This is a genomic window from Kitasatospora sp. NPDC038210 (assembly GCF_055600605.1).
The window spans coordinates 90,086-112,824 of the sequence record NZ_JBVJYK010000015.1; the positions used below are offsets into that span (position 1 = coordinate 90,086).

Genomic DNA, 22,739 nt, shown 5'->3' on the forward strand with positions numbered 1-22,739 from the left:
GCCCGTGTCAGTCCCCCCTGCCGGGGCGGCACCGTGGTGGACCGCGGGGCCACCGGTGCTCGTGATCGGGGTTTCGGCGGTCACGCGAGCCTCCCGGTGAGTCCACGGGGTCGGACCAGAAGCAGTACGGCGAGCAGGACGACGACCGAGAGGTCGCCGAGCCCGGCGCCGGTGTAGTAGTTGGCGAACTGCTGGACGAGGCCGACGCCCACCGAGGCGGCGGCGGCCCCGGTCACGGATCCCATGCCCCCCATGACCACGACGACGAAGGCGAAGATGAGCAGACCGGTCCCCTGGCCGGGATTGACCGAACCGAAGTAGAGACCGCCGAGGGCGCCGCCGAGCGCGGCGGCCGCCCCGCCGAGGGCGAAGACGAGGGTGAACGCCCTCCGGACGTCGATGCCGAGCGCCGTGACCATCGCCCGGTCCTCGACGCCGGCCCGGACGACCAGCCCGTAGCGGGTGCGGGCGAGGAACAACCGAAGAGCGGGCAACAGCAGCGCGGCGGCAGCCACCAGCACGAAGCGGTTGACCGGGACGGTCGCACCGAGCACGTGCCAGGTGCCGGACAGCAGGGCCGGCTGGGGGAAGGGGCGGGCGTCCGCGCCCCAGATCCCCATGAGCAGGGCGGGTACGGCGAGCCCGACCCCGACGGTGGCGAGGATCTGATCGCGCGGGCGGCTGTAGAGCGGCCGGATCAGGAAGAGCTCCAGCAGGACGGCGGCGGCCGTCCCGACCAGGGTGCCGAACGGCACCGCGAGCCAGAAGGAGAGACCGGCCTCGGCGCCCGCCCACCAGGTGGCGTACGCGCCGATCGAGAGCAGGGCGCCGTGCGCGAAGTTGAGCACGTCCATCAGACCGAAGATCAGCGACAGACCGGAGGCGACCAGGAAGTACAGCGCGCCGAGACCGAGCCCGGTACAGGAAAGGAGGACGACGGTGTCCATCAGGGCTTCACCTCCGCGGTGACGGCAGGAGCGGCCGGGGAGGCCGCGGGCCGGGGGCCGCCCGCGAGCGGGTGGCGGGAGCCGACGCCGAGCAGGCGGCGGGCGGCGTCCTCGTCCGCCAACAGCTCGGCGGTGTCCCCGCGGTGGGCGGTGCGGCCGTCGGCCAGGACGGCGCAGGTGCCGGCCAGTCGGCGGACGAGGGCGAGGTTCTGCTCGACGAGGAGGACGGGCACGGCCTCGGCTGCACGCGCCAGGACCTCGGCCACCTCGGCGACGATCCTGGGCGCCAGGCCCTTGGTGGGCTCGTCGGCGATGATCAACCGGTTGCGGTTGAGCAGCGTCCGGCCGATCGCCACCATCTGCTGCTGGCCACCGGAGAGCGTCCCGGCCAACTGTCCGGCGCGGTGCTTCAGTTCGGGGAAGAGCTCGTGGACGAGCGGGTAGTTCGGCTCGGCGACGCTCTCCCCGCCCGGGGCCCCGCGCTCGGCGAGGCGGAGGTTCTCGGCGACCGTCAGACCGGCGAAGACCCCCCGGTCCTCGGGCGCGTACCCGATGCCATGGCGAACGACCAGATGCGTGGGAAGGGAGGAGAGTTCGGCACCGCCGAGGCGGATGCTGCCCGTACGCGGCACCAGGCCCATGACGGCCTTGACGGTGGTGGTCTTGCCCGCACCGTTGCGGCCGAGGAGCGCGGTGACCCCGGTGGGAGCCACGTCGAGGTCGACCCCGTGCAGGATGTGCAGCCCTTCGACGACCACCCGCAGGTCACGGACGGAGAGGAGGGGTTCGGCACCCGACGACAACGAGGAGGACGGCTGAGGAGAAGCGGACGACTGCGGCGAGGAGAACGGAGAGGAGGTCACAGCGCCTCGCCCAGGTAGGCCTGCTGCACGGTCGGATCGGCCATCACGGCCTCGGGGGTGTCCAGCGCGAGCAGGGTGCCGTGGTACATCACCGCGAGCCGGTCGGCCAGACCGAGCAGGACGTCCATGTGGTGCTCGACCATCAGGACGGTCCGGCCCAGGTCGCGGTGCACGGAACGGATCAGCTCGGTGAGGGCCGGTACCTCCTCCGCGCTCACGCCGGCCATCGGCTCGTCCAGCAGGATCAGCCGCGGGTCGGAGACCAGGAGGACGGCCAGCTCCAGCTTGCGCTTCTCCCCGTGCGAGAGCGCGCCGGCCAGGGTGTCGGCGCGCTCGGTGAGCTCGGTGCGGTGCAGGGTGTCGGCCAGCTGCTCCTCGTAGCGGTCGGCCCGGCGCCAGAGCCGGTACGAGGCGCGCGGGCCGGCGGCTGCCTGTGCGGCCAACCGGACATGGTCGGCAACCGTCATGCCCGGCCAGAGGGAGGAGGTCTGGAAGGTGCGGCCGAGCCCCCGGCGAGCCCGCGCGTGCACGCTCTCGGCCGTGACGTCGGCGCCGTCGAGCCGGAGCCTGCCGCGGGTGGTCGGGTGGATGCCGGAGATCAGGTTGAAGAGGGAGGTCTTGCCGGCGCCGTTGGGTCCGATGAAGGCGATGAACTCGCCTTCGGCGACCGAGAAGGAGACGTCCTCGACGATGGGAACCCCGCGGACGGACCAACCGAGCCCGTCCAGTCCCAGCACCGTAGAGGAGGAGCACACGGCCGACGCGGCATGAGCGGCGGCGGTACGGGCGGGCATCGGGATCAACCCGCCGTCGGGGCGACCGGCGGCGCCACCTCGTCCGCGGTCAGCACCTTCTCCACCGAGGGCTTGGCAGCGGACCCGGTGCCGGTCAGCCGGACCTGGAACATCGGCTGGAGGAGGGCGTGGTCCTCGGCGCGGACCGTGGTCTTGCCCTTCACCCCGTCGAAGCTCCAGCCCTCCAGCGCCTTGACCAGGGCCGACGTGTCGTCGGCGGAGCCGTGGGCGGCCTCGACGGCGTGCACGATCATCTGGGCCGCGGTGAAGCCGTCAGGGGTGAAGATGTCGGTCTTCCCACCGGCAGCGGTGACGGCCTCGTCCATGGCCCTCTCGACCGGGGTGCCCGCGGCACCACCGAAGTAGTGGTTCAGGAAGGAGATCTTCTCGCCGGCCGGTCCGAACAGCGGGTAGGAGGCCGCCAGGTCGAGGCCGGTGACGACCTTGGTGTCGGTGAACACGTCCTGCTGGTTGAGCGCCGTCCACAGGGCCGAGGCGGTGTCACCGGCCCAGGCGACGAACAGCAGGTCGGGTTTGGCGGTCCTGGCCTGGGTGGCGAACGGCGTGAGGTCGGTGGCGCTCGGCGGGGCGAGCACCTGGTCGACCGTCGCCCCCTCGGCACCGAGCACCGCCTTGACGGCGGCCACGTTGGCCTGCCCGAAGGCGTTGTCCTGGGCGAGCACGGTGACCTTCTTGCCCTTGGCATCGCCCACGAACGAGGCCGCGGTCCTGATGTCCTGGTAGGACTGGCGGCCGGAACGGAAGGTGTACGTGTTCAGACCGGTGACCTTGTCGGCGGCGGCCGGGCCGCTGATGAAGAGCACCTTGTTCTGGGCGGCGATCGGGCCGACCTGGAGGGCCACGCCGGAGGCGGTGGAGCCGGCCAGCACCTTGTAGCCCTTGCCGATCAGGTCCTTGGCGGCGGACACCGCCTTGGCCGGGTCGCCCGCGTCGTCCTGCTCCTCGAACTCGATCTTGTGCCCGTCGACCGCTCCGGTGCCCTTGGTCGCGTAGCTCAGGCCGGCCTTGAATCCCTCCAGGTACTGCTTGCCGTAGGCCGCCAACGGTCCGGTCCTGGAGTACACCAGGCCCACCTTGACCGGGCCCTTGCCACCGCCGCCCGCCGCGCCCGTCCCGGCGGTACCGGCCTTGGCGCAGCCCGCGGCGAGCAGGACGCACGCCGCGAGGACGGCGAGCTTCCGGGCCGGTCCGCCGGTCAGGGAATCGCCCGGGCCGACGCCGGAGGCGGTCCCGGTGGGGGCTGTCGAACTGCGCATGGTGACCGACTCCTGAGGTGCGGCGGGGTGGATGCCGGAACCGTAGGTGTGCGGTGGGAGCGGCGACATGTGGCCGGGCGATGCATCGGACCGGCGGGATGTGGCCCTGATCGACATACCGCCGGTCCGGCAACGCCTCCGGGGCGCGCGGGTGTGGCCCGCCGACACGGGTCCGCACCCACCCATGGTGGTGGCCGCCATCGCTGCGCCTACCCGTGGGCGGTGACGGTGGAGAGGGGCACCGGTGAGCCGGGACGGCCCCGGGAAGGGAACGGGCCGGGCCCGCGCCCGCTCTCCCCTCCCCCCCTTCCTTCCACTCCCTCACGAGGTGATCCCTTGGACAAGGTCCTGGACTCCCCCGCCGACGCGGTCGGGGACATCCCCGACGGCGCCGTGCTGGCCGTCGGCGGCTTCGGCCTCTGCGGCATCCCGAGCGCCCTGATCGGTGCGCTGGTGGACGCCGGCACGACCGGGCTGCGCGTGGTCTCGAACAACTGCGGGGTGGACGACTGGGGGCTGGGCCGGCTGCTGCGGGCGGGCCGGATCGCCCGGATGACCTCGTCGTACGTCGGGGAGAACAAGGAGTTCGCCCGGCAGTACCTCTCCGGCGAGCTGGAGGTGGAGCTGACCCCGCAGGGCACGCTGGCCGAACGGCTCCGGGCGGGCGGCGCCGGCATCCCGGCGTTCTTCACCCCGGCCGGGGTCGGCACCCAGGTCGAGGAGGGCGGGCTGCCGTGGCGCTACGCGGCGGACGGTTCGGTGGCCGTGGCCTCGCCGCCCAAGGAGGTCCGGGAGTTCGGCGGCCGCCGGTACCTGCTGGAGGAGGCGATCACGGCGTCCTTCGCGCTGGTCCGCGCCGAGGTGGCGGACCGGCACGGCAACTGCGTGTTCCACGCGGCCGCCCGCAACTTCAACCCGCTCTGCGCGGCGGCGGGCCGGATCACCCTGGTCGAGGCGGACCGGATCGTCGAGCCGGGCGAGCTGCCGCCGGACGCCGTGCACCTGCCCGGGGTGTACGTCGACCGGGTGGTGGCCGCCGACCCCGAGGACCGCCGCATCGAGCGCCGGACCGTCCGCCCCGCACTCCAGGAGGCCTGAGCCGATGTCCGCCCCGAGCAGCACCCTGCCCGTCCCCGGCACCGGCGCCGGCCCCGCCTCCAGTACCGGCCGCGGGGACGGCGCCGCGACGACCACTGCCGCCACCGCCACCGCTGCCACCACTGCCACCGGCCTCGACCGGCGCAACGCCCTGGCCGCCCGCGCCGCCCGGGAGTTGGTCGACGGGCAGTACGTGAACCTGGGCATCGGCCTGCCCACCCTGATCCCCGACCACCTCCCGCCGGGCGTCGAAGTGGTGCTGCACTCCGAGAACGGGATCCTCGGCGTCGGCCCGTACCCGGAGCAGGGCGCCGAGCACGCCGACCTGATCAACGCCGGGAAGGAGACCGTGACGGTCGCCCCCGGGGCCTCGTACTTCGACTCCGCCCTCTCCTTCGGCATGATCCGGGCGGGCCGGATCGACGTCTCGGTGCTCGGTGCGATGCAGGTGTCGGCCGCCGGTGACCTCGCGAACTGGATGATCCCCGGCAAGACGGTCAAGGGCATGGGCGGTGCGATGGACCTGGTGCACGGGGCCCGTCGGCTGATCGTCGTGATGGAGCACACCGCCAGGGACGGCTCGCCGAAGATCGTCGACGAGCTGTCGCTCCCCGCGACGGGTCGAGGAGTCGTGGACCGGATCGTCACCGATCTCGCGGTGATCGACGTGACCCCGGAGGGGCTGCGCGTGGTGGAGACGGCGCCGGGCGTCGGGTTCGAGGAGGTCCGGGCGGCGACCGGAGCCGCCCTGCTGCCGCCCGGGTGACCCCGTCGCCCGCTCCGACGCGCCACGGGCTCGCCCTCGGAAGGAATTCGTATCCATATCACCTCCGGCCGCGAGATCGGCCCGGAACCGCTGGGTCTTCATGCCTGGGTGGTGATCATTTCTCGGAACGGTTGCAATCACCGTGACGCTCCGGGAGAGTTGACCACCTAGCGGATCTGAGCGCCCGGAGGGGAAGCCGGGAGTTTCGCCGGGTCCCGCATTCGAAGTCACCGTGCAGGCGCACAACTGAACCAGTCGCACACTTCATGTGCCGAACAGCCCGGTGAACTGCCTGGAAAGGCCGCAGTTCACCGGGCCGTGTTCTGTCTGGACGACGACTCCACGACGAGGCCGAGCAGTAGAGCAAGGTGGACTCCGGGGGGGAGCAGCTATGACCACGCCGTTCTCGCGACGAAAGGGCATCGGAACGGCCCGGAGGCGAGGCACCGGGCAGCTCGACGGGGCCGCCCTGAGCGAGTTACCCATACCCGAAGCCCCGTACGACTACGGCCACTTCAGCCGCCTCGCCGGCCCGGCACACGATCCGGACGACGACGGCGACCTCGGCGGCGGGATCTACTGCCCCGAGCCGGCCCACCCCGGCCCCGGCCCCGGCCACATCCCCAGCGCCGGCCCCGGCCGCACCCCCGACGCCAGTCCCAACCCCGGCCCCGCGACAACCCCCCTGGGTGGCCGGGCGGCCCCACCCGCGGCAGGCGCTTCGCAACCCGGGTCCTCCGCCGACCCGTACCGCGCGCCCTATCGCGTCCGCTACCGCAGCCTGTTGCGCCGCGAGCCGCACCGGGTCCGGGCCGCCCTGCTGCTGGCGGCCGCCCCCGTCGTGGAGGCGGTGCTGCTGATCTGGCTCCTGCTGCCGGAGCACTGGCCGGAGCGGCTGGACGAGACGAACGTCCTGGTGCTGCTCGGCGACAAGGTGATGATCGGGATCATCGCCGTGGTCGAGGTGTTCCGGCTGGTCAACGTGGTCTCCAACGCCCACGCCACCCTCGTCGCCCGCGATCCGATCCCCGTGACCCCGGAACGGGGCACCCGGGTCGCCTTCCTCACCGCCTGCGTGCCGGGCAAGGAGCCGCCCGAGATGGTCCGGGCCACGCTGGCCGCCGCCCGCGCCGTGCGGCACGACGGCCCCTACGACGTCTGGCTGTTGGACGAGGGAAACGATTCTGCAATGCGGGAGCTCTGCGCCGAGCTGGGCGTCCGCCACTTCACCCGGGCGGGCCGGCCGCACTGGAACCGCCCCGAGGGCCGGTTCCGTGCCAGGAGCAAGCACGGCAACTACAACGCCTGGCTCCAGGCGCACGGCGACGACTACGACTTCTGGGTGGCCGTCGACACCGACCACGTTCCGCTGCCGGACTTCTGCGAGCGCATGCTCGGCTACTTCCGCGACCCCGACGTGGCATTCGTGGTGGGCCCCCAGGTGTACGGGAACTACCGCAGCTCGGGCTCCGCCGTCACCAAATTCTCCGAGAGCCAGCAGTACCTCTTCCACGCCCTCATCCAGCGCGCCGGAAACCGTTACGGCGCGCCCATGTTCGTCGGAACCAACAACGCCGTCAGAATCCGCGCACTCCAGTCGATCGGCGGGTTGTACGACTCCATCACCGAGGACATGGCGACCGGTCTGGAGTTCCACCGGAGCCGTAACCCGGAGACCGGAGAGCGCTGGAAATCCGTGTACACCCCGGACGTGCTCGCCGTCGGCGAAGGCCCCTCCTCCTGGACCGACTTCTTCTCCCAACAGCTCCGCTGGAGCCGGGGCACCTACGAGACCCTGCTCACCCAGTACTGGCGGGTGCTCCGGCAGCTCTCACCCGGCCGGCTGCTCAACTACTCGCTGATGGTGCTCTTCTACCCGATGGCCGCGCTCACCTGGCTGCTCGGCGGCCTGTCCAGCGTGCTCTACCTGGGCTTCGGCGCCTCGGGCGTCCACGTCTCCTCCGAGATCTGGATGATGCTCTACAGCGACGCCGCCGCCCTCCAACTCCTGCTCTACACCTGGAACCGCAAGCACAACGTGAGCCCGCACGAGCCGGCCGGCTCGTCCGGGGTCGCCGGAATGGTGATGTCGGCGCTCTGCGGACCGATCTACGCGGCCTCGCTGCTGCAGGCGCTGGTGCGCCGCCGCAGCCGTTTCGAGGTGACGCCGAAGGGCCGCTCGGCCAGCACCGACCGCCTCGGCACCTTCCGCTTCCACCTGTTCTGGACACTGGTGTTCGGCGGCGCGATCGCCGCCTCGTACTTCACCGGCTACGACCACGTCGCGATGCGCACCTGGGCCTGGATCGCCCTGGCGCTGACCCTGCTGCCGCTCCTGATCCTGGCCGGGGACACCGCACGCCGCCGCCGCACCCGGCCCACCGCCACCCTCACCGTCACGGGCGGCCCGGCCGCAGACCCGAAGGTCCTCCTGGAGAAGCGCCGCCCGCGCCACGCCCGCGACCCCCGGGCCCCGCAACCCGCCCAGCCCGCACAGCACCCGCACCCGCACCCGCACCCGCAGCAGCCGGCGCAGCCCGCGCACCCCGCGCACCCCGCATCGTTCGTCCGGGCCCCGCAGCACGAGAGCGGCACCCCCATCCACTGAGGGAGTAGCAACCACCGTGAGGATCCACAAGACCGGCCGCACCAAGCGCTTCGCCCTCGGCAGCACCGTCGCACTGACCGTGGCGGGGATGAACGCACCGGCCGTCCTCGGCTTCGCGACCCAGCAGTACCACCACTACGTGATCAACCGCCCCGAGTACAAGGCGCAGTACGGCCACTGGCAGACCCTGACGCTGCCCGCCGAGTTCCGGGTCAACGCCGTCCACGCCACCCTGCTGCGCACCGGAAAGGTGCTGGTCGTGGCCGGTTCCGGCAACGACCAGAAGCAGTTCAACGCGGGCACCTTCAAGAGCCTGCTCTGGGACCCGGCCCGGAACACCTACAAGCTGGTGCCCACCCCGGCCGACATGTTCTGCGGCGGGCACACCTCGCTGCCGGACGGCCGGGTCCTGGTCGCCGGCGGCACCCAGCGGTACGAGAAGCTGGCGGGCGCGGTGAAGAAGGCGGCCGGCGTCATGCGGGTGCGCAACGAGAGCCCCGAGCGCGCCCGGACCCTCCCGAAGGGCACCGTCTTCGTCGCCCCGAACGGCCGCGAGTACGCGAGCACCGTCCCGGTGACCGTCCCGGCCGCGACCAAGAGCGGCTCCGGCAAGCAGACCGTGATCACCGCCGGCGAGCAGCACGTGTTCGTCGAGGCGGTCGGCACCGGCCCCGACTACGTCGCCGGCTCGCCCGCCCAGTACCGGATCAAGGACCTGAGCGGCGCCGACGCCCGCAACCTCTACGGCCAGAGCGACAAGCTCAGCCTGGACAAGCAGGAGTACCAGGGCATCCGCTCCGCCTTCGAGTTCAACCCGGACACCGAACTGTACGAGCCGGTCACCGACATGGCCTACGCCCGCTGGTACCCGACGCTGACCGGGCTGGGCGACGGCCGGGTGGTCACCGTCTCCGGGCTGGACGACGCCGGCCGGATCCTCAACGGCAACGACAACGAGATCTACGACCCGAAGGACAAGACCTGGGCCAAGGCGCCCGACCACTACTTCCCGACCTACCCGGCGATCTTCCTGACCGCCTCCGGCAAGCTCTTCTACTCCGGCTCCAACGGGGGCTACGGCCCCGCCGACAAGGGCCGCGAGCCCGGCGTCTGGGACCTGTCGAACAACACCTTCCAGCCCGTCCCCGGCCTGCGCGACCCGGGCCTGACCGAGACCTCCTCCTCGGTGCTGCTGCCGCCCGCGCAGTCGCAGAGGGTGATGGTCCTCGGCGGCGGTGGCGTCGGCGAGTCGCCGCTGTCCACGGCGCGCACCGACATCGCCGACCTCGCCGCCGCCAAGCCCTCCTTCACCCCCGGCCCGGACCTGCCGGCCGGCGGCACCCGCTACCTCAACAGCGTGATCCTCCCGGACGACACCGTCTTCACCACCGGCGGCTCCAGCGGCTACCGCGGCCGCGGCGACAGCGACCTGCTCAAGGCGCAGGTGTACCACCCGGATTCCAACAGCTTCACCACCGCCGCCGAACCGACCGTCGGCCGCAACTACCACTCGGAGGCGCTGCTGCTGCCCGACGGCCGGGTCGCCGTGCTCGGCTCCAACCCGCTCTTCGCCGACAAGGCCGAGACCCAGCCCGGCGGCTTCGAGCAGCGCATCGAGATCTACACCCCGCCCTACCTGTACCGCGGCGACCGCCCCCAGGTGGGCACCGCACCCCGGGCGGCGAAGCTCGGCGGCACCGTCAGCGTCGGCACCTCCCGGCCGGAGGCCGTCGCCACCGCCAAACTGATCCGGCCGAGTTCGGTCACCCACGTGACGGACGTCGAACAGCGCTCGGTGGCCCTCGACATCACCGGGCGGACGGCGGACGGCATCTCGCTCGCCCTCCCCGGCAACCCCAACCTCCTGCCCCCGGGCTGGTACATGCTGTTCCTGACGGACGCCGCCGGCACCCCGTCGGTCGCCCGCTGGATCCAGGTCACCGGCTGAGCGGACCGGCCCGGGAAGGCAGCCGGACCGGACGGACAGGCAGCCCGACCAGGCGGACGCACGGTCCCGGGGCACGGGCACGGCCCGCTGCCTCAGCGCGCCGCCTGCGCCAGCCCGAGCGCGTACGGCAGCCAGAACTCGCCCGCCCGGGGCTCGCCGCGTCCGCAGTCCCCGTCCGACTCGCCCGGGTTCTTGATCCACAGGTAGGCGTCCACCCCCGGCCGGCCGGTCTCGGCGGTCGGCCGCTCACCCAGGGCCCGCCCGGGCGGGTTGCACCAGGAGTCGCCGCCCAGCGCACCGTTGCCGCTGCGACTGGTGTCGATGACGAAGTGCTTCCCGCCCAGCGCGGCGGAGAGCCGGGCGCCGTACGCCGCGTTCCGTTCGGTGTCGTAGAAGTTGGCGACGTTCACGGCGAAACCGTCCGCAGCGGCGATGCCCGCCTTGCGCAGCGCGCCGGCCAGCTCGTCCGGGTCCTGCGCCCAGCCGGGGTTGCCCGCGTCCAGGTAGACCCGGACGTTCGGACGCTTCTTCAACTCCTGGACGGCGAAGGCCAGCAGGCCGTACCGCTCGGCGGCCAGGTCTCCCTTGATGCCGCAGGTGTCCAGGGTGTGCGCGACGGCGTCCGGCTCCAGCACCACCCAGGCCTTGCGGTCGCCGAGGGCCCGGGCCACGTCGGTGATCCAGGCCCGGTAGGCGGCGGCGTCCGCGGCGCCGCCGGCCGAGTACTGGCCGCAGTCGCGGTGCGGGATGTCGTACGCGACGAAGACCGCCGTCCGGTCCGCCTCGGCGGCCCGCCGGCTCACCTGCTCGGCGATCTCCTTGGCCCCCTGCTCACCGAGCCACTGCGACGAGGGCTGGGAGGCGATCCTCAGCAGCGTGTCCGCCTCCGCCGTCCGGCCCTGGCCGCGCAGCGCCGTCACCTGCAGAGCCGCGTTGGTCCGGTCCGAGACGAAGAAGGTCTGCCCGGACAGTTGGGCGAGACCACCGGACGCGGCGGCCGTGCCCGCGACGGTGGAGCCGGAGGTGGCTGCGCCGCCCGACGACGCGGACCCGCCGCCTGCGCCACCGCCCGAACCGCTGCAACCGGACACGGCCACCAGCACCCCGGCCAGCGCCGCCCCCACGGCCCACCGGGAGGCCCTCACCCACCGAAACGTCCTCGCCCGCCCCAGCCCGTGCACGTACCGCCCCTCCCAGGACCGGTCCGGCGACCGATCGGCACCAGCTAAGCACACCCGGTACCGACCGACGGCCACCAGCCGTGAACGCCAAGTGGCCGTGGGCGAACGGGAGATCGAACCCGTCCGACCACGGCCACCGGACCCCGGGATCCGCCCCCGACGAAGCCCGGGCCGAGGCTCAGGCCTGCTTCAGGTCGGGCACCTGCCAGTCGATCGGCTCGCCGCCGAAACCGTCCAGCGCGGCATTGATCTGCGAGAACGGACGGCTGCCGAAGAACAGCTTGGCGGACAGCGGCGACGGGTGCGCGCCCTGCACCACCACGTGCTTCTCGGTGTCGATCAGCGGCAGCTTCTTCTTCGCGTAGTTGCCCCACAGCACGAAGACCACCGGCTCCTCGCGCTCGCTCACCGCCTTGATCACCGCGTCGGTGAACTTCTCCCAGCCCTTGGCCTTGTGCGAGTTCGCCTCGTGCGCACGGACCGTGAGCACCGCGTTGAGCAGCAGCACGCCCTGCTCGGCCCAGTGCATCAGGTAGCCGTTGTCCGGAGCCGGGATGCCCAGGTCGGCGTCCAGCTCCTTGAAGATGTTGCGCAGCGAAGGCGGCGTCCTGGTGCCGGGCAGCACCGAGAAGCTCATGCCGTGGGCCTGGCCGTTGTCGTGGTACGGGTCCTGGCCGAGCACCAGTACCCGGACCTTGTCGTACGGAGTGGCCTCCAGCGCGGCGAACTCCTGGCCGCTCGGCGGGAACACCTCGTGCTCCGCGCGCTGGGCCGCCACGAAGGCCGCCAGCTCGGCGAAGTACGGCTTCTCCGTCTCGGCGCCCAGCACCCCGCGCCAGGACTCGGGCAGCTCCAGCCCGCCGCCCTCGCCGGCCTCGACCACGCCCGCCTCGACCGTGTCCGTCACGACATCTACCTCCCACACCGCGGCTGCTGCGCCGCACGCCCTCTTTCACCCCGAACGCTACACAGGCCCACCGACAACTCACTCCACAGGAGCGGGCGCGGAGCCGGCGGCCGGGACCGGAGCGGGCGCGGAGGCAGGATCCGAGGCCGAGGCCGGAGCCGACGCCCCGGCGGCGGAGCGCGCGGTGCGCTCCACCCGGAGGTGCTCCAGCACGTTGAGCGTCACCAGCAGCACCGCCAGTGTCGACAGCACCACCAGCGCCGGCAGCCGGACCATGGCGGGCAGCAGCGCCAGCGCCACCACGGCAGCGGCGATCCGGGTCGACGCGACCTGGCGGAACATCATCCACCGCGTGTACCCGAAGGTCAGCAGGTACAGCCCGCAGCCGCCGTACAGCAACGTCACCGACCCCGGGCCGAGCGCCTGCCACGGGTCCGCGACCGTCTCCCCGAAGCCGACCGCCACCCCGATCACCCCGGCGACCAGCGCCAGGTGCCCGTACTGGAAGATCCGCCGGACCACGTCCCGGCGCGAGTCGGCGATCACCACGGCATGCCGCATCGCATCGGCCGCGTACACGAAGTACTGCCACCACAGGCCCGCCGAGATCGTGAACGCGACTGCCACCGCGGCGAGTTCGGCCACGTCCAACCGGGCGTAGGCCGCCGTGCCACCGATCCCGACGATCGATTCGCCGAGCGCGACCAGCAGGAACAGCGCGAACCGCTCCGGCATGTGCTCGGGGTGGTAGGCGACCTTGGCGAGCCGCCGGCGGAACACCAGCGGCGCGGCCAGGTCACAGAGCGCGGCCGCCGTCCACATCACCAGCCGCGGCCCGTCCGGCAGCAGCCCGCCCGTCACCAGCAGCGGCCCGCTGACCAGCACGCCCACGCCGTACGGGCCGCGCCAGACGCCCGGGACGCGGACCAGCAGGAGCAGCAGCACCAGCCGGGCCAGCCAGTACGCGGCGCCGAGCAGCACGCCCCGCCCGCCGTACGCGCCCGGGATCGCGAGCGCCATGAACAGGCCCGTCAGGCCGACCAGCAGGATGCCGAGGCGGTCCCGCAGGTTGTCCACGTCCCGGATGTTGGCCTGCACGGTGGTGCCCACCCAGCACCAGTAGACCGGCACGAAGACCACCAGCGCCCGGACCAGGCCGGCCGCGTCGTGGTGGTGGTGCAGCAGGCCGGAGACCTGCGTGATCGCGAAGACGAAGACCAGGTCGAAGTAGAGCTCCGCCCAGGTGACCCGCTTCTCCTCCGGGCCCGCCTGCTCGGGCTCCCGCGGTTCCGTCCCCGGCAGCTCGGGCTCCCGCGACTCGGCCCCCCCGAGCTCCGGCCCCCTCAGCTCGGATCCCGTGAGCTCCGGCCCCCGCAGCTCGGACTCCGGTGACTCCCCCGTCGTGCTCATGCGCGCCTTGCCTCCCCGCATGCCGAAGCCTCCCGCATGCCGAACCGTACGAAGCGGGCCCCGCCCCGGCGAACGGCCGGAACGGGGCCCACGACAGCACCGCAGAGGCTAGACCAGCTCGACCAGGTCCGCGATCGACTTGACCACGCGGGTCGGCCGGTACGGGAAGCGCTCCACGTCGGCGGCGGAGGTCAGGCCGGTGAGCACCAGGATCGTCTCCATGCCCGCCTCCATGCCCGCGACGATGTCGGTGTCCATCCGGTCGCCGATCATCACGGCGCTCTCGGAGTGGGCGCCGGCGGTGTTCAGCGCCTCGCGCATCATCAGCGGGTTGGGCTTGCCGACGAAGTACGGCTCGACGCCGGTCGCCTTGGTGATCAGCGCCGCGACCGATCCGGTGGCCGGCAGCACGCCCTCGGGCGAAGGGCCGGTCTCGTCCGGGTTGGTGCAGATGAACCGGGCGCCCTGGTTGATCAGGCGGATCGCCTTGGTGAGCGCCTCGAAGGAGTAGGTGCGGGTCTCGCCGAGGACCACGTAGTCGGGGTTGTTGTCGGTCAGCACGTAGCCGGCCTGGTACAGCGCGGTGGTGAGCCCGGCCTCGCCGATCACGTAGGCGGTGCCGTTCGGGCGCTGGCTCTTGAGGAACTTCGCGGTGGCCAGGGCGGAGGTCCAGATGCACTCCTCCGGGACCTCCAGGCCCATCCCGGCCAGGCGGGCGCTGAGGTCGCGCGGCGTGTAGATCGAGTTGTTGGTGAGGACCAGGAAGGGCTTGCCGGACTCCCGCAGCCGGCGCAGGAACTCCTCCGCCCCGGGGATCGGCGTGCCCTCGTGGATGAGGACCCCGTCCATGTCGGTCAGCCAGGACTCGATGGGCTTGCGCTCTGCCACGTAGGTGTCTCCTCGGTCTTGCAACGGTTCTGGTCGATCTCGTAACACCGCTCCGGACCGGACACCCTCGGCCGGCCGGGCGCCACTGGCTGCCCTGACACCGCCCAGCGTAGCCGTCCGTCAGCGCGCCCTGAAGAGCCGACCTGCCCGGCCGTCCGCACCGCCGCCGAGGCCGCCCCGGCGGGCGGGACCGGTCAACGTGGAACCCGCCCGACACTGCACACCCACACCGGAAACGGTGCGACCTCCGGCTCGGGGGCCCGCCCGCACCGGTCGTGCACATCCTCAAGGTCCGACCCGTCCTCAAGGTCCGACCAGGCGACGACGCCCGACTCCCGGTCGCCCAGGAAGCCCTCGATCACGGCGCCGAGGTCGCCGGACGGCACGTGGGCACCGCCGAACGGCAACTCGTCCGCGGCCACCGATCCGGTCGAGCACCGGAGCTGCCCGGCCTGCTCGTCGTGCCACACGTAGAACGTCGCCACCCCGGCGAAGCCCGTCCCGCGGATGCGGCGCCGGATGCCTTCGGCGGTCCGCTCGAAGGCGGCGACCACCTCCGGCACCGACGGGGCCCGCCTGTCCTCGTCCTCCGCACCCGGCCACCAGGTGTTGGTCTCCCACTCCACCCGCCGGTCGGTCGGCTCCAGCACCAGCGGCTCATCCGCCACCTCGGCGATCCGGGTCAACAGCACCCCGGAGGTGTCCCGGCGGACCTCGGGCACCGGGGAACGGCCGACCCGGGGGAGCCGGCGCCGCCTGCGGACCGGACGGTGGGCGCGGAGCGGCACTGCGGCGCACCGGCGCACCCTCCCGCCGCGGTCGGGGGGTGCGCCGGTGCGCCGCGCCGACACCCGGGGCCCGGCCCGGGACCGGAACCCGGGCCGGGACCATGACCGGGCCCCGGCCGTCGGCCTAGGCGCCGGCCGGCGTCGGCTCGGGCAGCGGAACGGCCGGGAAGTCGATCTCGGTCCGGCCGACCGAGTTGAACCAGTTGGTGAAGGAGTTCAGCGCGACCGCGCCGATGATCTCGCCGATCTCGCCGTCCCCGTAGCCTGCCGCGCGCACCTCGGCGAGGTCCTCGTCGGAGACGAAGCCCTTGCTGCGCAGGACGGTACGGGCGAACCGCAGGGCCGCGGCCTCCTTCGGGTCGGCGGCCCCGGCGTGGCCGCCGGCGGCGAGGTCGGCCGGGCTGACGCCCGCGCGGGCGCCCAGGACGTGGTGGGCGGCGTAGCAGTAGTCACACGCGTTCTCGACGGCGGTGACCAGGGCGATCTGCTCCCGCAGGCCGGCGCCGAGGCGCCCCTTGGCCAGGGCGCCGCTGAAGGCCAGGTAGGCCTCCAGGACGGCGGGCGAGGAGGCCATGGCGCGCATCATGTTGGGCGTCACGCCGAGGGCCCGCTCGACCTTGCCGAGAAGGGCCTTGGTGGCGGGTTCGGCGGTCGCGGGGTCGATCGTGCCGAGTCGGGGCATGGCTGTGCTCTCCGTTCGCTGCGATTGACTTTCGTTGGCAGTGCCAAGTGATTGTTGGCAGAGCCAAATATAGTTGGCACTGCCTAGAATGCAAGGGCGCACATCGCACGCCGGCCACCCGACCCGAACGCCGAGCCACCCGACGGCCGAGCGGGCCCGACGGCCGGACGGACCCGACGGCCGGGCCGCCCGGGCGGAAGGCCGACCAGAGGAGAGGACCGGACACCATGGCGGATCCGCTGCCCGGCCCCTCCCCCAGCGAGCAACTGCTGATCGGGCTCACCCGACTCGGCCAGGCCGTCCGCCTCAGCACCTGGCACAACGCCGGCCCGGTCCGGCTCACCCCGCTCCAGGCCGACATCCTGCTGTTCCTGGCCGGCGACCGGCGGCCCCGCCGCCAGGGCGAGATCGTCACCGCACTCGCCTCCACCGCACCCACCGTCAGCGACGCCGTCCGCGCCCTCGTCGGGAAGGAACTGGTGGACCGTCAACGCGACCGGGCCGACTCGCGCGCCGTCACGCTGGCCCTCACCGACGCCGGGCGCGCCGAGGCCGAACGCCTCGCCGTCGTCCCGCCGCCGCTCGGCGAGGCGCTCGCCGCCCTCGACGGGGACACCGTGGCCGCGATGCTCCGCGGCACCACCACGATGATCCGCGCGCTCCAGCGCCACGGCGCCGTCCCGGTCTCCCGCACCTGCGTCACCTGCCGCTTCTACCGGCCCGACGCCCACCCCGAGAACCCGCGCGCGCCGCACCACTGCGACTTCGTCGACGCCCCGTTCGGCGACGGCCAGTTGCGCGTCGACTGCCCCGACCACGAGCCGGCGGTCCTCCCCGACGACGCCCGCAACGACGGCCCCGACCAGGAGCCGTCCACGCTCCCGCGCCGCACCCCCGCCCGGGACCGGTCGGCGCTCCCCGACGCCGTGCACCAAACCGGGAGCAACCGGGCGCCCCGTGATTGAGTAGGCCTCATGAACCCGCAGACCTCCCGCCCCCTGCCCGAACAGCCGCTGCGCGTCGGTCTGATCGGCTACGGCCTGGCCGGCTCCGCCTTCCACGCACCGCTGATCGCCACCACGCCGGGGCTGCGGCTGGACGCCGTGGTCACCGCCAACCCCGAGCGCCGCGAGCAGCTGGCACGCGAACACCCGGGCGCCCGCGCCGTGGACACCCCCGAGCAGCTGCTCGCCGACCCGGACGCGCTCGACCTGGTCGTCATCGCCTCCCCCAACCGCACCCACGCCCCGCTCGCCCGCGCCGCCCTGCGGGCCGGCCTGGCCACCGTGGTGGACAAGCCGCTGGCCGGCACCGCCGCGGAGGCGCAGGAACTCTGCCGGCTCGCCGAGGAGCGGGGCGTCCTGCTCTCCGTCTTCCAGAACCGGCGCTGGGACGGCGACTTCCTCACCGCCGGCCGCCTGGTGCGCGGCGGCGCGCTCGGCCGGGTGCACCGCTTCGAGTCCCGCTTCGAGCGCTTCCGCCCCAAGCCCAAGCCGGGCTGGCGCGAGCTGGCCGACCCGTCCGAGGTCGGCGGCACCCTGTACGACCTGGGCAGCCACCTGGTCGACCAGGCGCTCACCCTGTTCGGACCGGTCGAGACGGTGTACGCGGAGATCGACGTGCGGCGCGACGGCGCGGTCGTGGACGACGACGCCTTCCTCGCCCTCACCCACGCCTCCGGCACCCGCTCGCACCTGTGGACCAGCGCCATCACCCCGCTGATCGGCCCCCGGCTGCGGGTGCTCGGCGACGCCGCCGGGTACGTCAAGCCCGGCATGGACCCGCAGGAAGCCGACCTGCGGGCCGGCCTGCGCCCCGACGGCACCCGCCCGTGGGGCGCCGACGAGCCCGGGCACTACGGCACCCTCGGCACGGACGAGTCCGCGATCTCCCTCCCGACCGACCCGGGCGACTACCCCGCCTACTACGCGGGCATCGCCGCCGCCCTGGCCGACCCGGGCACCCCGCCCCCGGTCGACCCGCGCGACGCGGTGGCCACCCTCACCGTCCTGGAGGCCGCCCGCACCTCCGCCGCGACCGGGACGGCGGTCCGCCTGGGCTGACCGGCAACCCGCGCAGGCTCCGGCAGGATCTGCCGCCCGCCGGAGCCTGCCGCTCCCGCCGACCCGCCTCCTAGGATGAGCGGATGAACAGTCAGCGGGGGCGGCAGATCAGCACCGACGAGCGTCGCGAACGCGAACGGGCGTGGTCCGCCGAGCAGAAGAAGCGCGAGAAGGCCTGGACCACGGAGTTCACGAAGCGCCAGGAGGTCGTCGAGACCGAGACCCGGGAACACCAGCGGACCGCGTCCATCGCCGCCGAACGGAAGGCCTGGGCAGAGGGCAGGCGGGCCGGGTCGATCGGCTACCTCGACGTCACCGGCCCCGACGACGAGCCCGTGCGGATCGCCGTGGTGTGGCTCGGCCGCTTCCGGGCCACCCGCAAACCGCTGGACGGATACGACCCCGTCCCGCCCACCGACCTGAGCAGCGGTGGCGTCGAAGGACTCGTCCTGTTCGTCCTCTACGTCGTCCTCGTCGGCCTGAACGCCGGCCTCCGCTGGCTGGCCCTCCGGCTCGCCGACCGCCCGCGCTGGGCCGTCGGCGCCGCTGCGGGCCCCGACCGGGGCAGGGGCGGCGACAACAACGTCATCCTGCTGCGCAGCCGCAGCCGGCGCGAGGCCCTGCGGTTCGCCGCCGCCCTCGCCGACCGGGTCGAACGGGACGGAACCGCCGCCCTCACAACCCGATGACCTCCACCGCCGAACCCAGCCCCCGGAAGTCCGCCACGTTGCGCGTGTACAGCGGCAGCCCGTGGGCGGAGGCCACGGCGGCGATCATCAGGTCGATCCGGCGCGGCCGCGGCTGCCGGCCGGCGGCGATGGTCAGGGTCACCAGCGTCCCGTAGCGGGCGGCGGCGGCCGCGTCGAAGGGCAGCGGATCGAAGTCGGCCATCGCCGCGCCCAGCACCTCCAGCCGGGCCGCCCGGCTCGCCGGGTCCCGGGCCATCGACACGCCCTGCTGCAACTCCGCGAACGTGATCGCGGTCAGCTCCGGCACGGCCGGCAGGTCCGCCGGGTTGAGCAGCGCCAGGTCGATGTAGACACAGGTGTCCAGCACCCCGGCGGGCCGCCGCCGGGACGCCCTGCGGCGCTCAGCCACGCCGCCGCTCGAACGGGTCGTCGCCCTCGTCCCCCACCAGCTCCTCGGGTCCGAAGTACTCCTCGGCCTCCTTGCGCATCTGCTGGTAGTCCACCCGCGGCAGCTTCACGTGCCGCGCCACCAGCTCCTCCGCCGTGAGCCGCCGTCGCCCGGACACCGGCCGCAGCTCCGCCACCTCGACCCCGTTCCTGGTGATGTGGAAGGTCTCCCCCGCCTCCACCGCGTCCATCACCGCGGCGGAGTTGTTCCGGAACTCCCGCTGGGAAATCGTCCTCATGCCATCCACGGTAGCCCCGCGTAGCGCCGATGGCTACACCCCGCGCGTCCCCGCGAAAGCGCCTCCTGACCTTGCCCCGTCCGCCAGGTTCGGGCACCGGTGGTTCCACGCAGAGGCGGGCTTCTGTTCATGGCCGACACCGACGATAGGCACCGGAACCCGTGGCTCTACGGCCCGGACGCACCGCCCGCGCCGGACCCGTCCGTGGCGGCGGAGGCGGGCGGGGGCACGCGCGTGTTCGTGGACGCCCGGGAGGTGCCGTGACGGGATTCCGTACGCCGCGGGAACCCGGTGGGTCGTAGGATCGTCGTGCTGTACGTCCGGGAGCCGGCGAGACACTGAGGAGGGCACGGGCCGTGGCTGTTGTCGCGATGTTGCTCGGGCTGCTCCGGGTGCTGACCGGGAACCTGGTGAGCGAGAGCGGGTCGCTGGCGTCCGTTGCCGCCGTTGCTGCCGTGGCGCTCGTGGCCGGGGCGGTTGCCGGGGCGTTGGCCGGGGCCCGGCTCCTGGGGGCGCGGGCGCCGGCGGCGGTGCGCAGCGGGGTGCTGCGACGCCGGGCGTTCCGGACGGCTTTCCTTCCGCAGCGTGATCCGGACGCCCGGGGCAGGCGACGCCCCAGGGCGCCGGGTGCGGCCCTGGCGGCCGCGTAAGCCCCGGTAGTTCCATTCCGTCTTCGCGGCCGTCCTCCGCCGACCACTCGTGTTCCGAGACCCCGGAGGGCTCGCTCCACCATGTCCGTACTCGCTGTTCTCGACCCGGCCGTCGCCGCCGCGCACGCCGTCGTCGCCGCCATCGCCCACGTCATGCCGACCGCGCTGGCTATCGTGCTGTTCACCGTTGCCGTCCGGCTCGCGCTGCACCCGTTGGCACGGGCGGCGTCGCGCGGGGAGAAGGCCAGGACGCGGCTGGCGCCGCAGGTCGCCGCGCTGAGGAAGAAGCACGAGAAGCGCCCGGAGAAGCTGCAGGAGGCGCTGGCCGAGATGTACCGCAAGGAGCAGGTGTCGCCGTTCGCGGGGTGCCTGCCGGTGCTGGTGCAGATCCCGTTCTTCTCGGTGATGTACCGGCTGTTCACCACCCCGAACGACCTGCTCGACCACACCCTGTTCGGCGTGCCGCTGGGCCTGCACGTCGGCGGTGCGCACGGCGCCGGGCAGCTGGCGGTGTTCGGGCTGCTGTACGCGGGGCTGGCGGCGGTCGGGGTCGTCAACTTCCGCCGGGCCCGGCGTGCGACGGCCGCAGCCGCGGCGCAGCCCACGCCCCAGCCGGGGGCGGGGCTGCTGCCCTACCTGTCGTTCGGGTCGGTGCTGTTCGCGACGCTGGTGCCGGTGGCCGCCGCGCTGTACCTGCTGACGACGAGCGCGTGGTCGGCCGCCGAGCGGGCGTGGCTGTACCGGGACGGGGCGCAGGCCCCGGTGACGGCGCTCACCATCTAGCTCGGCCCGATCCAGCTCGGCCCGGCCCGATCCAGCTCGGCCCGGCCCGGCCCGGCTCGGCCCGCCGTCCGGATCAGAAGTGGCGCAGCAGCTCGGGGAAGGCCCCGAGCCGGAGCGTCGCCGCGTCCGGGCCGAGCTCCTCGTGCTCCAGCACCCAGGTGTGCTCGTGCGGGATGTGGACGGTGCGCAGGCCGGCCCGGTGGGCGGGGGCGATGTCGGACTTGGGCGAGTTGCCGATCATCCAGGTGCGGTCCGGGTCGAGGTCGAGGTCCGCGGTCAGCTGCCGGTAGGTGTCGACCGACTTCTCGGCCACGATGTGGATGCCCCGGAAGTGGTGGTCGATGGTGGACGCCGTCACCTTGCCCTGCTGCTCGTCCTGGTCGCCCTTGGTGAGCAGCAGCAGGTGGTGGCGGTCGGCGAGGGTGGTGAGGGTGTCGGCGACGCCGGGGATCAGCTCGACCTGTCGGCTGTTCAGCGGGGTGAGGAGTTCGTCGATGCGGGCGAGCTCCTCCGCGGAGGGAGTGCGGCCGCTGAGTTGCTGCAGGCAGTCGGCGAGGCTCTGCCGGAAGACGGTGGCGCCGTAACCGAGGGTGGCCGAGTTGGCGGCTTCGATGCCGTCCAGGAGGGAGCGGGTGCGGTCCCGGTCGGCCGGGGTGGCGACCCAGTCCAGGAAGCCGTCGATGACCCGCTCGAAGAGGACGTTGTTCTCCCAGAGGGTGTCGTCGGCGTCGAAGATGAGGATCTGGTCGATGTGCATCCGGTGGTCTCCAGGCCGAGGGTCGTCAGGTGTGCGGGAGGGGGCGGCGGGGGGCGTCAGGCGGGCGGGAGCAGGCGGGCGACGCGGGCGAGGGTCTCGCGGAGGTTGTCCTCGGTGGTCCGCTGCACGGCCTCCTCGACGGTGAGCCATTCCAGCGGGGAGGCCGGGTTCTCCGGCCGGGCCCGGTCCGGGGTCCCGGTCGCCAGGAGGAACCGCAGGTCGGCGTGCTCGTGGGCGGGCTCGACGGGTGAGGCCGGGACGGGGACCACGACGAGGTGGGCCAGGGCGGCGTCGGGCCACGGGGTGAGGTCGGCGAGGCCGGTCTCCTCCCGGCCCTCGCGCAGGGCGATGTCCAGCGGTCGGGTCTCCCCCGGGTCGCCGTGGCCGCCGACCTGCAGCCAGGCCTGCTGGCGGACGTGCCAGCGCAGCAGGACGCGGCGGGTCGGCGGGTGGACGATCAGCGCGGAGGCGGTGAAGTGGAGGGGGAAGGTGCCGCGGTTCCAGGGGTCGGCGGCGCCGAGGAGGCTGCGGGCGCGCTCGTGGTCGGCCGTCTCCTCCGGGCCCCGCGGTCGGTGGTCGTCCAGCAGTCGGGCCAGGTCGGGGCCGTGCGACGGGCTGCCCGTGGTCACCATGGATCTGTACTCCTGTTCTGCTGCGGGCCCGGTCCGGGACTGTCGCCGCCGCCGTCCCGGATCCGGCCGGACGGCTCCGAGGCGGGTCGGAACGGCCCTGGCCTGGTGACGTCAACGGGCCTGATGGCGTCGACGGGCCTGGTGACGCCATCGGGCTTGATGACGTCAACGGGCTTGCAAGGAACGGGTGGTCGGGCCCGGGGCTTCCGGTTCCGGCGAACCCGCGAAGCCTAGCCCGGGGCTCGTCGGGGGCCCACCGGTTTTCGCCCGGCCGCACCGGCCATGCCGGCCGGTCCACGGAGGTCGCGCCGGCCCGTCCCAC

General features: G+C 73.2%; 23 protein-coding genes. 9 read left to right on the plus strand and 14 right to left on the minus strand.

Features of this window, described 5'->3' with window-relative positions; translation table 11 throughout:
- Nucleotides 1-80: 80 nt before the first annotated feature.
- Genes ACZ7KX_RS28150 through ACZ7KX_RS28165 form a run of 4 tightly spaced genes read right to left on the minus strand, consistent with a single transcriptional unit; the run spans nt 81 to nt 3,881 of the window.
- Nucleotides 81-947 carry a branched-chain amino acid ABC transporter permease gene (locus ACZ7KX_RS28150; protein WP_470328899.1) on the minus strand — a complete coding sequence of 289 codons (867 nt, stop codon included), beginning with the start codon at nt 945-947 and terminating at the stop codon, nt 81-83.
- Nucleotides 947-1,750 (minus strand): ABC transporter ATP-binding protein, encoded by an 804-nt coding sequence (locus tag ACZ7KX_RS28155; RefSeq protein WP_470329002.1) that lies wholly within the window; start codon nt 1,748-1,750, stop codon nt 947-949. The genes ACZ7KX_RS28150 and ACZ7KX_RS28155 overlap by 1 nt, the downstream gene beginning before the upstream one ends.
- Nucleotides 1,751-1,806: 56 nt before the next feature.
- Entirely contained in the window at nt 1,807-2,604 is a 798-nt protein-coding gene (locus ACZ7KX_RS28160) for an ABC transporter ATP-binding protein (protein WP_470328900.1), read from the minus strand.
- Nucleotides 2,605-2,609: 5 nt separating this feature from the next.
- Nucleotides 2,610-3,881 carry a substrate-binding domain-containing protein gene (locus tag ACZ7KX_RS28165; RefSeq protein WP_470328901.1) on the minus strand — a complete coding sequence of 424 codons (1,272 nt, stop codon included), beginning with the start codon at nt 3,879-3,881 and terminating at the stop codon, nt 2,610-2,612.
- A 336-nt stretch (nt 3,882-4,217) separates the two neighbouring features.
- Between ACZ7KX_RS28165 and ACZ7KX_RS28170 the strand changes: the two genes are divergently transcribed.
- From ACZ7KX_RS28170 to glxA, 4 genes are all read left to right on the plus strand, one after another.
- Nucleotides 4,218-4,979 (plus strand): CoA transferase subunit A, encoded by a 762-nt coding sequence (locus ACZ7KX_RS28170; RefSeq protein ID WP_470328902.1) that lies wholly within the window; start codon nt 4,218-4,220, stop codon nt 4,977-4,979.
- 4 nt (nt 4,980-4,983) lie between these two features.
- A complete protein-coding gene (locus ACZ7KX_RS28175; protein ID WP_470328903.1) occupies nt 4,984-5,745 on the plus strand; it encodes a 3-oxoacid CoA-transferase subunit B in 762 nt (253 codons plus the stop codon).
- Between the two features lie 391 nt (nt 5,746-6,136).
- Complete coding sequence (locus ACZ7KX_RS28180) at nt 6,137-8,353, plus strand: glycosyltransferase family 2 protein (protein WP_470328904.1); 2,217 nt, start codon at nt 6,137-6,139, stop codon at nt 8,351-8,353.
- 16 nt (nt 8,354-8,369) lie between these two features.
- Nucleotides 8,370-10,301, plus strand: coding sequence for a radical copper oxidase GlxA (gene glxA / locus ACZ7KX_RS28185; protein ID WP_470328905.1), 1,932 nt, complete (start codon nt 8,370-8,372; stop codon nt 10,299-10,301).
- Nucleotides 10,302-10,393: 92 nt separating this feature from the next.
- Here glxA and ACZ7KX_RS28190 read toward each other — a convergent pair whose 3' ends face one another.
- From ACZ7KX_RS28190 to ACZ7KX_RS28215, 6 genes are all read right to left on the minus strand, one after another.
- Nucleotides 10,394-11,446: a glycoside hydrolase family 6 protein gene (locus ACZ7KX_RS28190; protein ID WP_470328906.1), complete on the minus strand. Its 1,053-nt coding sequence runs from the start codon at nt 11,444-11,446 to the stop codon at nt 10,394-10,396.
- 214 nt (nt 11,447-11,660) lie between these two features.
- On the minus strand, nt 11,661-12,389 hold the full coding sequence (locus ACZ7KX_RS28195) for a uracil-DNA glycosylase (RefSeq protein ID WP_470328907.1): 729 nt from the start codon (nt 12,387-12,389) through the stop codon (nt 11,661-11,663).
- Nucleotides 12,390-12,467: 78 nt separating this feature from the next.
- Entirely contained in the window at nt 12,468-13,799 is a 1,332-nt protein-coding gene (locus ACZ7KX_RS28200) for a low temperature requirement protein A (protein WP_470328908.1), read from the minus strand.
- A gap of 108 nt (nt 13,800-13,907) precedes the next feature.
- Nucleotides 13,908-14,687 carry an HAD-IIA family hydrolase gene (locus ACZ7KX_RS28205; protein WP_350521867.1) on the minus strand — a complete coding sequence of 260 codons (780 nt, stop codon included), beginning with the start codon at nt 14,685-14,687 and terminating at the stop codon, nt 13,908-13,910.
- 194 nt (nt 14,688-14,881) lie between these two features.
- The gene (locus ACZ7KX_RS28210) at nt 14,882-15,409 is read right to left on the minus strand and encodes a hypothetical protein (protein ID WP_470328909.1); all 528 of its coding nucleotides are present in this window, start codon (nt 15,407-15,409) and stop codon (nt 14,882-14,884) included.
- Nucleotides 15,410-15,599: 190 nt separating this feature from the next.
- Nucleotides 15,600-16,157, minus strand: a complete 558-nt coding sequence (locus tag ACZ7KX_RS28215; RefSeq protein ID WP_470328910.1) for a carboxymuconolactone decarboxylase family protein — start codon at nt 16,155-16,157, stop codon at nt 15,600-15,602.
- Nucleotides 16,158-16,384: 227 nt separating this feature from the next.
- Here ACZ7KX_RS28215 and ACZ7KX_RS28220 point away from each other — a divergent pair, with 227 nt between their 5' ends.
- The 3 genes from ACZ7KX_RS28220 (at nt 16,385) to ACZ7KX_RS28230 (ending at nt 18,909) form a co-directional block, all read left to right on the plus strand.
- Nucleotides 16,385-17,122 (plus strand): MarR family winged helix-turn-helix transcriptional regulator, encoded by a 738-nt coding sequence (locus tag ACZ7KX_RS28220; RefSeq protein ID WP_470328911.1) that lies wholly within the window; start codon nt 16,385-16,387, stop codon nt 17,120-17,122.
- Between the two features lie 9 nt (nt 17,123-17,131).
- On the plus strand, nt 17,132-18,220 hold the full coding sequence (locus ACZ7KX_RS28225) for a Gfo/Idh/MocA family oxidoreductase (protein ID WP_470328912.1): 1,089 nt from the start codon (nt 17,132-17,134) through the stop codon (nt 18,218-18,220).
- 83 nt (nt 18,221-18,303) lie between these two features.
- Nucleotides 18,304-18,909: a hypothetical protein gene (locus tag ACZ7KX_RS28230; protein ID WP_470328913.1), complete on the plus strand. Its 606-nt coding sequence runs from the start codon at nt 18,304-18,306 to the stop codon at nt 18,907-18,909.
- Here ACZ7KX_RS28230 and ACZ7KX_RS28235 read toward each other — a convergent pair.
- Both ACZ7KX_RS28235 and ACZ7KX_RS28240 read right to left on the minus strand, forming a co-directional pair.
- Nucleotides 18,896-19,318 (minus strand): type II toxin-antitoxin system VapC family toxin, encoded by a 423-nt coding sequence (locus ACZ7KX_RS28235; RefSeq protein WP_350521861.1) that lies wholly within the window; start codon nt 19,316-19,318, stop codon nt 18,896-18,898. The two genes, ACZ7KX_RS28230 and ACZ7KX_RS28235, sit on opposite strands and share 14 nt — an antisense overlap.
- The gene (locus ACZ7KX_RS28240) at nt 19,311-19,595 is read right to left on the minus strand and encodes a type II toxin-antitoxin system Phd/YefM family antitoxin (protein WP_470328914.1); all 285 of its coding nucleotides are present in this window, start codon (nt 19,593-19,595) and stop codon (nt 19,311-19,313) included. The genes ACZ7KX_RS28235 and ACZ7KX_RS28240 overlap by 8 nt, the downstream gene beginning before the upstream one ends.
- Nucleotides 19,596-19,951: 356 nt before the next feature.
- Here ACZ7KX_RS28240 and ACZ7KX_RS28245 point away from each other — a divergent pair, with 356 nt between their 5' ends.
- Together ACZ7KX_RS28245 and ACZ7KX_RS28250 are read left to right on the plus strand one after the other, a co-directional pair.
- Nucleotides 19,952-20,245: a DUF6412 domain-containing protein gene (locus ACZ7KX_RS28245; RefSeq protein ID WP_470328915.1), complete on the plus strand. Its 294-nt coding sequence runs from the start codon at nt 19,952-19,954 to the stop codon at nt 20,243-20,245.
- Nucleotides 20,246-20,326: 81 nt separating this feature from the next.
- Nucleotides 20,327-21,028 carry a YidC/Oxa1 family membrane protein insertase gene (locus ACZ7KX_RS28250; RefSeq protein WP_470328916.1) on the plus strand — a complete coding sequence of 234 codons (702 nt, stop codon included), beginning with the start codon at nt 20,327-20,329 and terminating at the stop codon, nt 21,026-21,028.
- Between the two features lie 73 nt (nt 21,029-21,101).
- Here ACZ7KX_RS28250 and ACZ7KX_RS28255 read toward each other — a convergent pair whose 3' ends face one another.
- Nucleotides 21,102-21,785 (minus strand): HAD family hydrolase, encoded by a 684-nt coding sequence (locus ACZ7KX_RS28255; RefSeq protein ID WP_470328917.1) that lies wholly within the window; start codon nt 21,783-21,785, stop codon nt 21,102-21,104.
- Nucleotides 21,786-21,841: 56 nt separating this feature from the next.
- Nucleotides 21,842-22,417 carry an NUDIX hydrolase gene (locus ACZ7KX_RS28260; protein ID WP_470328918.1) on the minus strand — a complete coding sequence of 192 codons (576 nt, stop codon included), beginning with the start codon at nt 22,415-22,417 and terminating at the stop codon, nt 21,842-21,844.
- Nucleotides 22,418-22,739: the final 322 nt, after the last annotated feature.

What these genes read in the sequence shown, in the direction of transcription:
- ACZ7KX_RS28215 (WP_470328910.1), bottom strand. Translation starts at nt 16,157, where the DNA reads ATGCCCCGACTCGGCACGATCGACCCCGCGACCGCCGAACCCGCCACC.
- ACZ7KX_RS28150 (WP_470328899.1), bottom strand. Translation starts at nt 947, where the DNA reads ATGGACACCGTCGTCCTCCTTTCCTGTACCGGGCTCGGTCTCGGCGCG.
- ACZ7KX_RS28220 (WP_470328911.1), top strand. Translation starts at nt 16,385, where the DNA reads ATGGCGGATCCGCTGCCCGGCCCCTCCCCCAGCGAGCAACTGCTGATC.
- ACZ7KX_RS28260 (WP_470328918.1), bottom strand. Translation starts at nt 22,417, where the DNA reads ATGGTGACCACGGGCAGCCCGTCGCACGGCCCCGACCTGGCCCGACTG.
- ACZ7KX_RS28250 (WP_470328916.1), top strand. Translation starts at nt 20,327, where the DNA reads ATGTCCGTACTCGCTGTTCTCGACCCGGCCGTCGCCGCCGCGCACGCC.
- ACZ7KX_RS28255 (WP_470328917.1), bottom strand. Translation starts at nt 21,785, where the DNA reads ATGCACATCGACCAGATCCTCATCTTCGACGCCGACGACACCCTCTGG.
- ACZ7KX_RS28165 (WP_470328901.1), bottom strand. Translation starts at nt 3,881, where the DNA reads ATGCGCAGTTCGACAGCCCCCACCGGGACCGCCTCCGGCGTCGGCCCG.
- ACZ7KX_RS28175 (WP_470328903.1), top strand. Translation starts at nt 4,984, where the DNA reads ATGTCCGCCCCGAGCAGCACCCTGCCCGTCCCCGGCACCGGCGCCGGC.
- ACZ7KX_RS28160 (WP_470328900.1), bottom strand. Translation starts at nt 2,604, where the DNA reads ATGCCCGCCCGTACCGCCGCCGCTCATGCCGCGTCGGCCGTGTGCTCC.
- ACZ7KX_RS28200 (WP_470328908.1), bottom strand. Translation starts at nt 13,799, where the DNA reads ATGAGCACGACGGGGGAGTCACCGGAGTCCGAGCTGCGGGGGCCGGAG.
- ACZ7KX_RS28180 (WP_470328904.1), top strand. Translation starts at nt 6,137, where the DNA reads ATGACCACGCCGTTCTCGCGACGAAAGGGCATCGGAACGGCCCGGAGG.
- ACZ7KX_RS28240 (WP_470328914.1), bottom strand. Translation starts at nt 19,595, where the DNA reads ATGAGGACGATTTCCCAGCGGGAGTTCCGGAACAACTCCGCCGCGGTG.
- ACZ7KX_RS28230 (WP_470328913.1), top strand. Translation starts at nt 18,304, where the DNA reads ATGAACAGTCAGCGGGGGCGGCAGATCAGCACCGACGAGCGTCGCGAA.
- ACZ7KX_RS28225 (WP_470328912.1), top strand. Translation starts at nt 17,132, where the DNA reads ATGAACCCGCAGACCTCCCGCCCCCTGCCCGAACAGCCGCTGCGCGTC.